Here is a 14,181-nt window from a genome sequence, read left to right as displayed (position 1 = left end):
TTTCATGATATCTGTTTCTCATCCTGCTTCGTGGTTAAGGGGTACTCTCTTAGTGCCCAGGAAATTGCCGGACCGGATAGGAATTCTTTCTATCCGCAAAAAGAAGCACACGGTCCTATTATTCTTAATCCACAGCAGAAAAACTTCCTGCCTTCTTTACCAGATATCTCCGATTGTGAAGCCCTCTGGGAATGGATCAGACTCATCCAGAACCCATTTATTAAATCCATAAATCCAGCACTGTCCTCCCACGACCGGGACAACAGCCTTGTGACCATGAAAATCCGCGATTTCTTCCGTCAGCTTTCCTGTAAACTTAATACCAAGCAGACCTTCATTTACAATTTCCTCACCTATTTTCAGGCGTCCTTTCGCATGCTCTACTGCCATCAACGCACAAAATCCGGTTCCACATACGCCACGGTCCAATGCTCCTGTCCATGTCTCCGGCTTATCGAAATCAACAGGGCCAGTTGCATACCAGTTAGAGGTACGCATATACGTTCCCTGTGTCACCGGAGGCTGGTGCATAACAGACAGGGTGATACCGACACCCGGGTAATCCGGATGTGCTACCGGCAGCTGCTCAATCGCAGCGGTTGTAATCAATGAGGAAAGCTTGGAAATCTCTCTTCCGTTCTTCGGAATCAGTTCCAGACCATCTGGTCCGTACTGTTTAAACTGCGTAGAATCTATTAAACAGTAAAACATACCGCCCCAGGCAATATCAACCTTAACTTTCCCTACATGAGGAACATCAATCTCCGTATCCAGATATACAGGAAATGCCGGTACATTTTCAAAGCTGACCTTGGTCACCTTCCGTCTTTCCATATCACATTCTGCAACAATATGAATCAGGCCGGCTGGAGCCTCCAGATTAAACTCTGTGACAGGTCCAGTCATCTTTACCTGACCGGTTTCCAGCAGGGCAGTTGCCACCGCAATGGTATTGCCGCCACTCATCATGGGATACTCTACCTGCTCCATGATGATATATCCGGCCTCGCAGTCCGGTCTGTTAGTATTTACAATCAGATTGGCGCATGTAGCCGGAATTCCTCTCGGCTCCCGCAGCATCATCAGACGGATCTGGTCATCATTTTCCTCCAGCCATTTGCATTTATCATAAACGCTCTGTCCCGGAATGGACGGTGCACCGCTTATAATTACACGCAAAGGCTCACCCTCATGACATTCCACACAGTCAAATTGTCTAATAAAAGCCATAACAAAACCTCCTTGATTCTTATTTATGTTTTCGTTCCAGTTGCATAATTCCCAATGCGGATGCAATTGCAATCCCACAGCCAATCATCATATAAACCCATATCATGTGGTATGCCTGCTCCTCTGGATATTTATCCAGCCATGCACCTACCTGTGCAAAAATAAATGCATCCGGCAAAAAACCAATACTGGATATAATACCTGCTGCAGCCCCTGACAGATGGACCGGAATCCGTGCCTCGTTCTGTGTTGCATAATATACACCTCGTATCCCCTGTACCATAAATCCGATTACCAAAACAAGTAAAATGACTGGTACAGCCGCATCAGATGGGCAAAGAAGCATTCCAAACGCACATGGCAGCAGAATAACAGCTCCAATCAGACAGGTTTTTGCCGAAGATTTTATTACATTATCTGCAATGATTCCAAATAACGGCATGGATGCCAGTCCGATTCCGTACTGTCTGATGGATGCAATCGTACTTACTGTCCCCGATGACATTCCACAAACATTGGTCATATACGGTGTGGAATATGACTGCAGGGAGAATACTGTATAGGTTCCAAAAATCAGGAAGGATACCAGCCACAAACCAGGCGTTTTAAATAGTATGATGTATTCTTCCGGGTTAAATTTGGTCTTACTCTCAGATACATGCTCATCTTTGATATCCACAAGAAAGAAGAAACCCAAAACTGCTGTCAGGAAATAGCATGCTGAATAAAAAAGCAGGGCATTTCTGAGGCCGGCAGAAGCCATAACACTTCGCACCATGATAGCAGTACAGATAAGCGGCAGAATAATTCCGAAGCAGGCACGGATTCCCTCTGCAAACCCATAATATTTCCCCTGTCCTTCTTTTCCTCCAAGCATTCTTACAATCCGGACATAGGCGGACCAAAAAAGCAGCGTTCCGTCCAGTGCAACTGCCGCATGAATAAAAACCAGCACCGGGAATGGTGGATAAGATGCATACCACAAGGTAATGACTCCCCCCATAAGGCCCGACAGAATAATGATTTTTTTTGAGCTGAACCGGTCTGCCAGAAAACCTCCGAAGAAGTATCCAAATATGCTGGCGATGCCAACCGCACTGGAGAGAATCCCCAGCTGCGTGTTGGTAATATTCAGCGCCTCAATCACCTGATCATAGTAGACCTCCCTCATGTAGGGAACATTAGCAATCGCTCTGCCGAAAAAGGTAAGAAGTCCAATCATTGCCCATTTTTTGGCTGCTGACATCTTCTCTGCATCCATAAATTAGTCCTCAGCTATATTCAGAACAAATTTACCAACCAACTTCTTGGAAAGAAATGCCTCCTGTGCCTTTACAATGTCTTTCAGCGGGAACTCTTCTGCCACCACCGGCTGAATTAATCCTTTTTCAATGTAATCAATCAATTCTTTGAAAGATTCTTTGGACTGGAAAGTAGTTCCACAGAGAGTCAGGTCCTTCAGATAGCAGTCACGAATATCGAACTCAACCAACGGTCCTCCAATTGCTCCGCACACCCCATATCTTCCGCCCTTTTTCATAATCTTCATAAGCTGTGGCCATTGGGAACCGGCTACCACGTCAAGCACCACATCCACAGACATCGCCCCCAGCTTCTCCTCGTAATTCTCACCGCGAAGAATAATATCGTCCGCACCGTAGCCGCGCACCCTGTCTTCCTGACCTGGGTCACACACGCCAATGACCTTCGCACCTTTGATTTTTGCCAGCTGTACCAGTGCCGAACCAACACCCCCGGAAGCGCCTGTTATCAGACATACATCCCCCTTGTTGATTCCAGTTCTCCAGATCAGGTTGTTGGCCGTTCCATAAGAGCAAGGGAACGTGGCCAGCTCACCATCGGTCAATCCGGAGGTTACCGCAAATGTCTCACTGTCCAGTGCAGTTGCATACTCGGCAAATCCGCCGTCACACTCTGAGCCCCAGGTGATACAGTCAAAGGCATTGTCTCCGGCATAGGATGGCTGTACGCTCTGTACCAGAACTCTTTCTCCAATTCGATCCCTGCTTACACCTTCTCCCACTGCTACGATGGTACCGCAGGCATCAGCCCCCTGGATTCTTGGAAACACCAGGGTCTTTCCCAACCAGGAACCATCTTCATCCACATCCTTAAACCCTTTCTCACCACCATCGTTGGTTTGGCTTTTTACATTCTTTGAATACCAGCCGATACGGGTATTTATGTCCGTATTGTTTACTGCCGCTGCTCCAATTTTAATTAATACCTCCCCTTTTTTCGGTGTAGGAACCTTAATATCCTCACGATACTCCAGTTTATCAAATCCGCCAAATCCGGTGAGACACACGCCTTTCATTGTTTCAGGAATTGCTGACATCATTTCTTCTCCTCCTCATTATATATAGATTTACATTGCTCCATAGGTTTTTATCTATATTGTGGTTTGCGCAAACGTTAATATTGATTATGTATTTATTATATTTTTATGTTTGACAAATATCAAACAAGTTTTATTGAATGTAATATTCAAAACAATTGAATCCTATGATATACTTGTTGTGGGAATTTACCACAAAAGGAGCTATTTCATGGAGCAATACTTTAATCTTGAATATTTGAATACCTTTTTAATTGCCGCAGATACCGGGAAGCTGAACATAACAGCTGAGCTGACATACCGTTCCCATTCTGCTGTCAGCACACAGATTAAAAAACTGGAAGAACTGATTGGCACACCTCTTTTTATCCGGAATAAGAATACGCTTACCTTGACCAGAGGCGGAGAGCTTCTCTATACTTACGCAAAAGAGATTATTAATACCAATCATATTGCTTTCAAATCTCTGACCGGCAAAACCTGGAACGGAAATATCGGAATCGGCATACCCACCGACTATGCAAAGACTTTCATGCAAAATGCTTATCCAAGGCTGAAAGCAGCCCTACCCAATTACCAACTCACTGTTGATTTTTCCAGGAGCCGTGAGATTCGTAAAAAAATCGGGGAACGAAAGCTGGATATCGGCATGGCTGCTCTGGAACCACAATATGAGGATGATATCCTGTTGTGGGAGGAACCTCTGATGTGGGTTTGCCACAAAGAGTTTCAATTGCTGGATAATGACCCATTTCCTGTAGCGATTTTTTCTGATGACTGTATCATAAACAATCATTCTTTGCATTGTTTGAAAAAATCCAACATAAATTTCCGAATTGTTTTCACAAGCAAAATAATGGATAATCTTTCAGCATGTGTTCAGTCCTGTTCCGCCATCTCTCTGCTGCCGGAATCTATGGTCACAGAAGATATGCTGCTGATTCCCAATGAGTTCCTCTCCTGCCCGTTCACACTGAAAATTGGTTGTACCTGGAATCCTAATACTGACAAAAGGGTTCTCAATACGATTCTTGATACTATCCAAGACTGTTTTGACGAAAAAAAAGTCTGATAACTATATCACATGTTATCAGGCTTTTTCTATAACCAATAAATTAGATTCTGGCTGCTCCGCTCTTTCTGGCTGCTTCTGCCACTGCTTTCGATACCACATTGCTTACTCGTACGTCAAACGGCACCGGTAGTATGCGATTTTCATTCAGTTCCTCATCACTAATCAGATCTGCTATCGCAAGTGCCGCTGCCAGTTTCATTTCATCATTAATATCGGAGGCCCGCACGTCCAGCGCCCCACGGAAAATCCCTGGGAAGCAGAGCACATTATTAATCTGATTCGGATAATCGGACCGCCCGGTGCCGATCACCCTCGCACCTGCCCTTCTTGCCAGATCCGGCATGATTTCCGGAACCGGATTTGCCATCGCAAACAGGATGGCATCACTGCTCATGGAAGCCACCATCTCCTCTGTAACAATACCGGGAGCTGATACTCCAATAAAAACATCTGCATTCTTCATTGCATCTGCCAAAGTTCCCTGTCTATGCTCCAGATTCGTCACTTCTGTCATTTTTTTCTGCATCCAGTTCAAATCAGGAGAATTTTCTGTAATCATACCATTCATATCACACATCGTAATTTTCTCAAAGCCGTAGGCAAGCATAAGTTTTGTGATTGCTATGCCGGCAGAACCGGCTCCGTTTACCACAACATTGCAATTCTTCTTTTCTTTACCTGTCACCTTCAGTGCATTGATGATTCCTGCCAGAACAATTACCGCTGTCCCATGCTGGTCATCGTGAAATATTGGGATATCACAGCACTTCTTTAACTGCTGCTCAATCTCAAAGCATCTAGGTGCGGCAATATCCTCCAGATTGACACCGCCAAAGCTGCCCGCCAGAAGACGTACCGTATTGATAATTTCCTCCACAGACTTGCTTCGGATACAGAGTGGAATTGCATCCACACCGCCAAACTCTTTAAACAGAACACATTTTCCTTCCATAACCGGCATTCCGGCTTCCGGACCGATATCACCAAGGCCAAGAACAGCGGTTCCGTCTGTCACAACCGCAACTGTATTCCAACGTCTTGTCAGTTCGTAACTTTTATTTAAATCCTTTTTAATTTCCAGACACGGCTGTGCAACCCCCGGTGTATATGCTAAACTAAGCGCTTCCCTTGAATCCACCTTCACTCTGGATACCATCTCAATCTTACCTTTTCGCTCATAATGTAGCTTCATTGATTCTGCTGCATAATCCATTTTTCTTTCCCCCCTATACCATTTTTTCAGGCCGAACCTCTTCATCGTAATTCTCTTCATTCAGGAAACCAAGAGAGAGAACCGCCTCTTTCAACGTTATATTTTCTTTAAACGCCATCTTTGCGGCTTTTGCTGCATTCTCATATCCGATTTCCGGGGCAAGACAGGTGACAAGCATCAGCGAATGATCCAGATAATATTTCATTCGTTCACGATTAGCCATCAACCCCTGCAGGCAATTCATCTCAAAGGAAATCATGCTATCCGACAAGAGGCGGATGGACTGCATCATATTGTAAGCCAACACCGGCATAAACACATTCAGTTCAAAATTTCCTTGAGATGCCCCGAAACCGATTGCTGCATCATTTCCCATCACCTGCACCGCGACCATGGTAACCGCTTCACACTGCGTAGGATTTACTTTGCCTGGCATGATAGAACTGCCCGGCTCATTCTCTGGAATTTGTATTTCACCGATACCGCAGCGCGGCCCACTGGCCAGCCATCTCACATCATTGGCAATTTTCATCAGGTTTGCTGACAGCGCTTTTAATGCTCCGTGTGAAAACACATAGGCATCCTTTGATGTCAATGCATGAAACTTATTCTGAGACGGAAAGAATTTAACGCCTGTCATCTCCGAAATATAGCGTACACAAATTTCATCAAAGCCTTTCGGGCAATTCAGTCCTGTACCCACTGCAGTTCCTCCGATTGCCAGAAATCCAAGATACTCCGATGCCGTTTCAATCATTTTTTTGCTCACTTCCATCATACCACGCCATCCGCTGATTTCCTGTGAAAATCGCAGCGGCACCGCATCCTGCAAGTGAGTTCTTCCGATTTTGATAACGTCCTGATTTTCGGCCTCCAGACGTTTAAGTGTTTCGATTACCCGGTCAATTGCCGGGAGAAGCTCCCGGCTGATCGCCAGACGGGCTGCAATATACATTGCTGTAGGAAATGTATCATTAGAGCTCTGGGACATATTCACGTGGTCATTGGGATGCACTTTAACTCCATCCTCCTCTGCAATATGAGCGAACACTTCATTCATATTCATATTGCTCTGAGTACCACTGCCGGTCTGCCATACCTTCAAAGGAAATTCCTCTGAAAATTCTCCTGCCAGAATTCTTTGGCCCGAATGAACAATAGCCCTTTTTTTCTCCTCATCCAATTTTCCCAACTCAAAATTTGCCATAGCCGCACAGGATTTAAGCACTGCAAACGCCTGGATAATTCCTATCGGCATAGTCTCTATTCCAATAGCAAAATTCTCAAGGCTTCTCTGTGTCTGGGCCCCCCACCAGTGTTCTTCGGGTACCCTCACTTCACCCATTGTATCATGTTCAATTCGATATCCCATTTTTCCGTTCTCCTTAGTCCACATGATGCTCTTCTTTATATTTACGAATAGTACGTGCGAATGCCTCTCCGTCTGTAAGGAGCATGGGATTCAGCAAATACTCTGCCTCTGTCTCTGTCAACACTCCTGTTTTAAGACATGCCTCTTTAATGGAGATATTTTCTGCCTCTGCCAATTTGGCCACCCTAACTCCTGCGGGATAATCAATCAAGGTTGCAATTACGGTGGAAAGCGCCAGGGATTTTTCACTATACTCCCTACAGATATCCTGATTAACTTTTAAATCCTTCAGACACCTATCCGTAAAAAGCCGGATTCCGTTTGTCAGAAGTTTTGCAGATTCCTCAATATTTTTAATGATAACTGGCTCCCACACATTCAAATCCAATTCACCACCTTCACAGGCCATGGTAATAACCACATCATTTCCACATACCTGATAGCAGATCTGATTCATCAGCTCCGGCATAACCGGGTTAATTTTGCCGGGCATAATAGAAGAACCCGGTTGTACGGATGGAAGTGTAATCTCCTGAAATCCTGCTCTGGGACCAGAGGAATAGATTCTCAAGTCAGTGGCTAGTTTTGATACCGCACAAGCCAGAGCCTTTAAGCCTGCCGAAAAATCCACATAAGCGTCTGCATTCTGAAGCCCGTCAAACAGGTTCGGATCCTGAACCATCTCACGTCCCAGCACCTTTGAAAGTTCCGGGTATAAATAATCCATATATCCCTCATGAACGCTCATCTTTGTGCCCACTGCAGTTGCTCCCAGCGGTACCTTTCTACATTTATTCTGCAGTTCTTCCAGCTTTTCTCTGCGACGCTTCATGATTTCATAATATCCGCTGAATTCCTGTCCAAATGTTACCGGCAAAGCATCCTGAATACAGGTTCTTCCGATTTTCACCACATTCTTATATTCCTGCATCTTTGCTGCAAGTACAGTTTCCATATTCTTAACAGAAGCAATCAGCTTTTCAAAGTAATCATAGCAGGCAATCTTCATAGCAGAAGGAATCACATCATTGGTGGACTGCCCCATATTTACATGGGTATTGGGATGTACGGCTGTGTAGCCCTTTTCTCCTGTCAGTATCTCATTTGCCCGGTTTGCAATTACCTCATTCAGATTCATATTTGCAGAGGTCCCTCCTCCGCCCTGGATAATATCAATCGGATACTGACCAATCAACCTTCCCTCAATCACATCATCCGCCGCCCGGCAGATTGCCTCGCTCACCTCTTTTGTCAAAGCCCCGCAGTCTCCGTTTGCCAAAGCTGCCGCCTTTTTTATTTTTGCAATTGCGGCCACAAATTCCGGATAGTCTTCTTCAGTCCGCCCAGACACCATAAAATTTTCTCTTGCTCTTTCTGTCTGAATTCCGTAATATACCTCCGCCGGAATTTCCTTTGTTCCGATACAGTCCTGCTCCACTCTCATTTTCATTTTTATTTTCCCTTTCTATGTATTATTTTATATTGTTAATCAAAACGGTCCCAAATGAATTTGGGCTGCAATGGCAACCATAATCATTCCAATTATCAAAAATGCCAGGAAGATTTTCCAGAAGAACTTAATCCAACGTTGATATGGCACACCTGCAATTTCCAGCATTGCAATCAATGCTCCATTGGTAAACCAGAAAAAGTTAGAGAACCCGTCTCCAAACTGATATGCCAGGCAGGCCGTCTGTCTCGTCACTCCCGCAATATCCGCCAGCGTTACAAGAATCGGCATGGTAATCGCTGCCTTTCCCGATCCGGAAGGAACAAAAAAATTCAGTATATTCTGAATCAGGTTCATTCCTACAGCCGAAACCATGGGCGCTGCTCCCTCCAAAAGTCCTGCCAGGAAATGAATCACCGTGTCAATTACCATGGTATAGTTGAGCAGATAGAGAATTGACTGTGCAAAGAACATGACTGTACCTGCAAGAAACATTTCCTTCATACCATCCGCCATCATTTCACAGATTTCATTCATGCTGCTTCCATATGTCAGACCGACAAAAATACCCATAGCCACGAAGCAGGCCGACATCTCTGCAAAGGAAAAGCCTTTTGCCAATGCGCCATAAATCATGTAAACAAAAATCAATAAAAATACTACACCAGATCGAATTAATGCAGGCGTGAATACCACGTTTTCTGTATCAAGTAATTGATACTGGTTCTCAATACCCCTGGTAAGCGATTTTACGGGATTCTTTTTTACCTTGTGCACATAAAGCATAAGAAATAACCAGCCGGTAACGAAAATCAGACAGAAGCAGATAAAGCGATACCATAATCCCGAATAAATAGGAAGTTCTGATATGGATTGGGCAATTGCAGTTGTAAAAGGGCTTGCCAATGCACATCCGCTGGAGACACAGGAAGCCAGGATAACAATTGCCGCGCCTGTCATCAAATCATATCCCATCGTCATAAAAAGCGGAATTACTACGGGCAGAAATACCAGATTCATCTCCCACACACCCGTAAATAGTCCTTGCGATGTAATCAAAAGCATCACAATAAAGGATGACGCTGCAAAAGGGAGTTTTCTTAGTTTAATACAGGCTGCGGATATTGTTGTCTGAAGCAGCCCGATACGTTTTACAACGCCAAACCCTGCACCAACAAAGAACACCATGGCAATCAAACCTGCCGCGTTACAAAATCCCTCATAAAACGAAACAAAAAAATTTCCTATGCCGGAATAAATCTTATCAATTGACCTAAACGAATCCGGATCAACCACCATGCGTCCGTTTACTGCCACTCTTGTATACTCACCGCTGGGTATAAAATTCACCGCCACAGCCAGCAGCAGCAGGATAATCAGCAGTGCAAACCATGGATGTGCCACATCTCCCTTTTTGTTTTTAAACAACTTCATGCTACTCCTCCAATTCACTATTAAGTTTTCAACGGCGACAGCCCCTCGCCACTCCACATTGTGAAGAATATTCTTCTTAATTGCAGATTATCACAATATTATGTCATCGTCAATGCCATTTTGAAGATATCTCTTCATTTTCTCATTTTCACAAATTAGTACAGGATTTTTTATGCATATTGTATAACTCAAATGAAGTTTCTCCAAATTTATTGTTATTTTTTTGTCATTCAATAGTAGTGATTGACATATCTTTCTTCATCTAGTATTATCTATATGAAGAAATCTTTTCATATTCTTAGAGAGAGGGGAGATTGTTATCACGAATCAAAAAAAAAATATTCTTCAAAAAATAGAAGAGTTGAGAACAAAATGTACCAAAAAGCAGAATGCTTTGGCCGAATTCATCTTAAACGATTATAAAAATGCAGCTTTTTTAAATTCTGTTCAGCTTGCCAATGATGCCGGTGTCAGCAATGCCACCGTAATTCGCTTTGCTACTATATTAGGCTACGAGGGATTTAATCAAATGCAGCAGGCACTTCAATCTATGATTCAGCAAGAGCTCTCCTCTGTGGACAGGCTATCTCTTCTTGTGGGCCAAAACCAGAAGTCCTCACAAAGTTATGATGAACGTCTGTCCTTTTTTTACCAGGAGCAAACTAATCTAAAAAATACATTGCACAGCATTGATCCCGAACAAATTACGGAGGCAGCCCAACACATCAGCCAGGCTCAAAATGTTATTGTTACAGGGTTTCAGGCATCTCATTCCCTGGCAAACTACTGCCGGTATACACTCTCCAAAATACGCGGTCGGGTATATCAGTTCCATGAATGGAATCGAGAGGCACACACACTCGTTAATGAAGCTAATGATTCTTGTATCGCAATCGTGATAGCTCTTTCCCGCTATCCCAGTATCACAATTGATTTCATGAAACATTTTGCCCAAAAGAATATCTCCGTTATACTCATTACCGATAGTTTGGCTTTTCCTTGCTGTGATTTAGCCGACATTATTTTCGAGGTTCCTGTTGCTTACTATTCCTATGTGGATTCCTTTTCCTCCGTATTCTGTCTGATTAACTGTCTGATGTTGGAGATAGTGAACCAAAATCCTGAAAAGGCACGCGCAAATATGGAAGAATTTGAGGCCTTTGCCTCTGAAAACCATGTCTACTTTGCAAAAAAAGAGACAGAGTAAAAAACTGCCGCAAGACACTGATTGCCAGTCATCTTACAACAGCTTTTAGTACTTACTGTGAATGCTCTTCTTTTACCGGATCCTTATCAGTAATTAAATACCCTGCTGTCAACCGGAACGCTGCCACAATACATAGGAGCATCACGGAAGACATGATTATTCCAATCAATAAATTCATACTTTTAATGGATGATATTCCTCCCGAGGCAACCAGCAGATAAGAAAACACCGTAATCAGTATTCCCATAAAAATCTTAACACGTTTTGGCGCTTCATCATTCACAGAAAGTTGCCGGACGCTCAGTGTCGCCAGCACAGAAGACATAGGGTCTGCCAGGGTACAAAATGATAAACAGACTGCTATGAGAAAGAACACCGTAACAACGGTTCCCATTGGTAATGAAGACAAAATTTGAAATACAGTAGATTGCATGCCATACTGGTTTACAGCGCCCCATATATCCATGATTCCTTTGAACTGAAGACGTATTGTCATGCCTCCAAAGACTCCAATCCATATACAACAAAAAAACGACGGAACTAATATATTCACTAGCACAAACTGCCGTATTGTTCGGCCTTTAGCCATACGGCTGAGAAACATACCAATAACAGGAGCATATACGATAAAAGAGGTCCAATACTGAATAGTGAAATTAGCCGGCCATGTATCTTGTTCAGCCATCACATTTGTGATAACGGTTTTTGAGGCCCAGTTATCCAGAAGATTTCCAAACCCTTCCACACCTATTTTCCCGATAAATTCTGCATCCCCAAAGCAAATCACATACAACAGAAGAGCAAAAAACATACACATCGTAATGGATGATATCCATTTCAATCCACGCTGTATTCCGGACGTACAGGACAATATAAAAATTACTCCCATGATAACTGCAATGACCAGCCATAATACATACGACTGTGAAACCCCAAAAACCGCCTCTACGCCAGCCCCAATCTGCATCAGTCCTACTCCCATTGAGTTGGCAACCGCACTGCATAAACAGAAAATAGAACATCCGTGAATGAGTGTTGTCAGCCACGGAACAGGTTGACCAAATACCTGTTCTACCAGGGACTCAAATGAAAGACTTTTCCTGCAATTGTAAGTAACTATGGCAAATGCAACTGCACACAAGCTATACATGGCATACTGGACAAAGGACCAGTCCCACATGGACTGCGATATGGCGAATATACCTGCTTCTCTGGTAAGTGCTTTTACACCGGCGGCTGCAGGCGGCGCTGCAAAATGGTAAATTGGTTCCCCAATAGCCCAAAAAAGCAGTCCGGTTCCAATTCCTCCACAAATGGACATAGCGCACCAGTGGAATATCTTAAACTCCGGTTCAGCATCCCTGCCCCCAATTTTCATATCTCCAAACTTATATACAATAAAAACACCTGATAATATAAGGCAGAGTAGAGAAATCAGGTTAACATACCAGCCAAAAGAATTGGCCATACGATACAACATGCTATTCAATAGCTGTCCCATCTGTTCTTGGAAAAATATACCAAGTAAAATCATGACAGTAAGCAGGATGGTTGCTGGCCAAAACGCCCATATATCCAACTTTTTATTCTCTTCTGTCTGTTTCACAAATCCTCCTCTTGCGCTTCATTCCATATAGTGTCATGCCTGTAACCAAAACTCCAATCAAAGTCAATATAATTGCATAAGTAAACATCTTATAATATCCCTTCCCTCCCAGGTCAATCCAGTTACCTACCATACTGTACATAAACGTATCCGGCAGATATCCAATCGCTGCAATCAATCCAACCGTACCGCCTATGCAGGCTTCATCAATGGAATTCTCAGAAAGCATTGTATAGTATAGAGCCTTTCCCCCGTATACAGTTATAGAAAAAATTCCAAACCCTATTACGCCCATTATTAAAGAAGGCACCGCATGTAACTGAGTAAGAAAATTTAAAAGTGATAACAATATGATGACGAAGCTTCCAAAGATCATCTTATAGCTGGATTTTACCTTATCGGCCAGGCATCCGGCCAGGATAGCCCCCACCACCTGCATCCCATAACGCCATATAGATATGGACTGGCTGGTTTCCAAGGAAAGACCATATACTTTCAGGAAAAAGGAGGGGATAAAACTCAAAAATGTATACATAGAGTAAGATAAAAATACGATAAGTCCCATACTCCATACCCTGTAATCCGAAATAACCTTCTTCAGTTCCTGTTTCAGAGTCATGGTCTGACTAACATAGAGATACTCATCCGGCACAATCAACACCAATCCAATCCCAACTATAACATTAAGAATAGAATAAGACTTTATTACCCATTCGAACCCAAACCTGCTTCCTCCAAGAGCCCTAAACATAATTTGAATGACTAAAAATGTAAGCCCTGCGAACGCGCCCTTACCTGCCTCTGTAAGACCGAATATTCTGCCTTGCTCATATCGGTTCCCCAAACACTTTAAAATCCGAATAGCTGTGGAGAAAAAGGTCATAACAGTTGTAACTCCCATGAGCGCAAAAATGATTTTCAGTTCTTCATAATCAGGAAAGCTGGAGAACCAAAAACCAAGAATTCCAGTCCCCACAAACGGCAGAAGCAAAATCCAGCGTGAATGAATCCTGTCAGAGAGAATACCGCCAAAGAAATATACAATCACGCACACACAGGAGTAAATACTGGACAGTCCACCAAACTCCTTGTTTGTTAAATTAAGAGCCTGACATATGGGAATGTAAAAGCTATTTCTAATATATGGGAGTTCAAATATAATCGACCATCCCAATACTACTGCCAAAAAGGTACTCACTTTCTTAAAATTGCAGTCCATATGCTTTTCCCCTCCC

Annotated in this window: 11 protein-coding genes; 2 read left to right on the top strand and 9 right to left on the bottom strand. The window is 43.4% G+C overall.

From position 1 onward, the window contains the following. Positions 1–156: 156 nt before the first annotated feature. From I2H39_RS17585 to I2H39_RS17575, 3 genes are read right to left on the bottom strand one after another with little or no spacing between them, the layout of a single operon-like run. Positions 157–1,230, bottom strand: coding sequence for a proline racemase family protein (locus tag I2H39_RS17585; RefSeq protein WP_195627150.1), 1,074 nt, complete (start codon positions 1,228–1,230; stop codon positions 157–159). Between the two features lie 19 nt (positions 1,231–1,249). Continuing rightward, positions 1,250–2,491: an MFS transporter gene (locus tag I2H39_RS17580; protein ID WP_195627149.1), complete on the bottom strand. Its 1,242-nt coding sequence runs from the start codon at positions 2,489–2,491 to the stop codon at positions 1,250–1,252. A gap of 3 nt (positions 2,492–2,494) precedes the next feature. Beyond that, positions 2,495–3,592, bottom strand: coding sequence for an alcohol dehydrogenase family protein (locus I2H39_RS17575; RefSeq protein WP_227147569.1), 1,098 nt, complete (start codon positions 3,590–3,592; stop codon positions 2,495–2,497). A 208-nt stretch (positions 3,593–3,800) separates the two neighbouring features. On the opposite strand from I2H39_RS17575, the gene I2H39_RS17570 reads away from it, so the two are divergent. Then, entirely contained in the window at positions 3,801–4,661 is an 861-nt protein-coding gene (locus tag I2H39_RS17570) for a LysR family transcriptional regulator (protein ID WP_195627148.1), read from the top strand. A 43-nt stretch (positions 4,662–4,704) separates the two neighbouring features. On the opposite strand, the gene I2H39_RS17565 is transcribed toward I2H39_RS17570, so the two are convergent. Genes I2H39_RS17565 through I2H39_RS17550 form a run of 4 tightly spaced genes read right to left on the bottom strand, consistent with a single transcriptional unit; the run spans position 4,705 to position 10,133 of the window. Beyond that, positions 4,705–5,877: an NADP-dependent malic enzyme gene (locus I2H39_RS17565; protein WP_195627147.1), complete on the bottom strand. Its 1,173-nt coding sequence runs from the start codon at positions 5,875–5,877 to the stop codon at positions 4,705–4,707. 13 nt (positions 5,878–5,890) lie between these two features. Then, complete coding sequence (gene fumC / locus I2H39_RS17560) at positions 5,891–7,249, bottom strand: class II fumarate hydratase (RefSeq protein ID WP_195627146.1); 1,359 nt, start codon at positions 7,247–7,249, stop codon at positions 5,891–5,893. Positions 7,250–7,262: 13 nt separating this feature from the next. Then, positions 7,263–8,699, bottom strand: coding sequence for an aspartate ammonia-lyase (locus I2H39_RS17555; RefSeq protein ID WP_207746861.1), 1,437 nt, complete (start codon positions 8,697–8,699; stop codon positions 7,263–7,265). Positions 8,700–8,738: 39 nt separating this feature from the next. Continuing rightward, positions 8,739–10,133, bottom strand: a complete 1,395-nt coding sequence (locus I2H39_RS17550) for an AbgT family transporter (protein ID WP_195627145.1) — start codon at positions 10,131–10,133, stop codon at positions 8,739–8,741. 292 nt (positions 10,134–10,425) lie between these two features. Between I2H39_RS17550 and I2H39_RS17545 the strand changes: the two genes are divergently transcribed. After that, positions 10,426–11,340 (top strand): MurR/RpiR family transcriptional regulator, encoded by a 915-nt coding sequence (locus I2H39_RS17545; protein WP_319638403.1) that lies wholly within the window; start codon positions 10,426–10,428, stop codon positions 11,338–11,340. A gap of 52 nt (positions 11,341–11,392) precedes the next feature. On the opposite strand, the gene I2H39_RS17540 is transcribed toward I2H39_RS17545, so the two are convergent. Then, positions 11,393–12,946, bottom strand: a complete 1,554-nt coding sequence (locus I2H39_RS17540) for a BCCT family transporter (protein WP_227147566.1) — start codon at positions 12,944–12,946, stop codon at positions 11,393–11,395. Then, complete coding sequence (locus I2H39_RS17535) at positions 12,924–14,165, bottom strand: MFS transporter (RefSeq protein WP_195627143.1); 1,242 nt, start codon at positions 14,163–14,165, stop codon at positions 12,924–12,926. The genes I2H39_RS17540 and I2H39_RS17535 overlap by 23 nt, the downstream gene beginning before the upstream one ends. Positions 14,166–14,181: the final 16 nt, after the last annotated feature.

It is taken from the genome of Clostridium sp. 1001283B150225_161107_B6 (assembly GCF_015556325.1).
Lineage (GTDB): Bacteria > Bacillota > Clostridia > Lachnospirales > Lachnospiraceae > Enterocloster.
Note: the sequence above shows the minus strand (reverse complement) of the source record. Positions and strands in the feature narration are given on the sequence as shown.

Bases quoted from the DNA above. Each gene is read 5' to 3' on its own strand.
- I2H39_RS17585 (WP_195627150.1), bottom strand. From the start codon at position 1,230: ATGGCTTTTATTAGACAATTTGACTGTGTGGAATGTCATGAGGGTGAG.
- I2H39_RS17580 (WP_195627149.1), bottom strand. From the start codon at position 2,491: ATGGATGCAGAGAAGATGTCAGCAGCCAAAAAATGGGCAATGATTGGA.
- I2H39_RS17575 (WP_227147569.1), bottom strand. From the start codon at position 3,592: ATGATGTCAGCAATTCCTGAAACAATGAAAGGCGTGTGTCTCACCGGA.
- I2H39_RS17570 (WP_195627148.1), top strand. From the start codon at position 3,801: ATGGAGCAATACTTTAATCTTGAATATTTGAATACCTTTTTAATTGCC.
- I2H39_RS17565 (WP_195627147.1), bottom strand. From the start codon at position 5,877: ATGGATTATGCAGCAGAATCAATGAAGCTACATTATGAGCGAAAAGGT.
- fumC (WP_195627146.1), bottom strand. From the start codon at position 7,249: ATGGGATATCGAATTGAACATGATACAATGGGTGAAGTGAGGGTACCC.
- I2H39_RS17555 (WP_207746861.1), bottom strand. From the start codon at position 8,699: ATGAAAATGAGAGTGGAGCAGGACTGTATCGGAACAAAGGAAATTCCG.
- I2H39_RS17550 (WP_195627145.1), bottom strand. From the start codon at position 10,133: ATGAAGTTGTTTAAAAACAAAAAGGGAGATGTGGCACATCCATGGTTT.
- I2H39_RS17535 (WP_195627143.1), bottom strand. From the start codon at position 14,165: ATGGACTGCAATTTTAAGAAAGTGAGTACCTTTTTGGCAGTAGTATTG.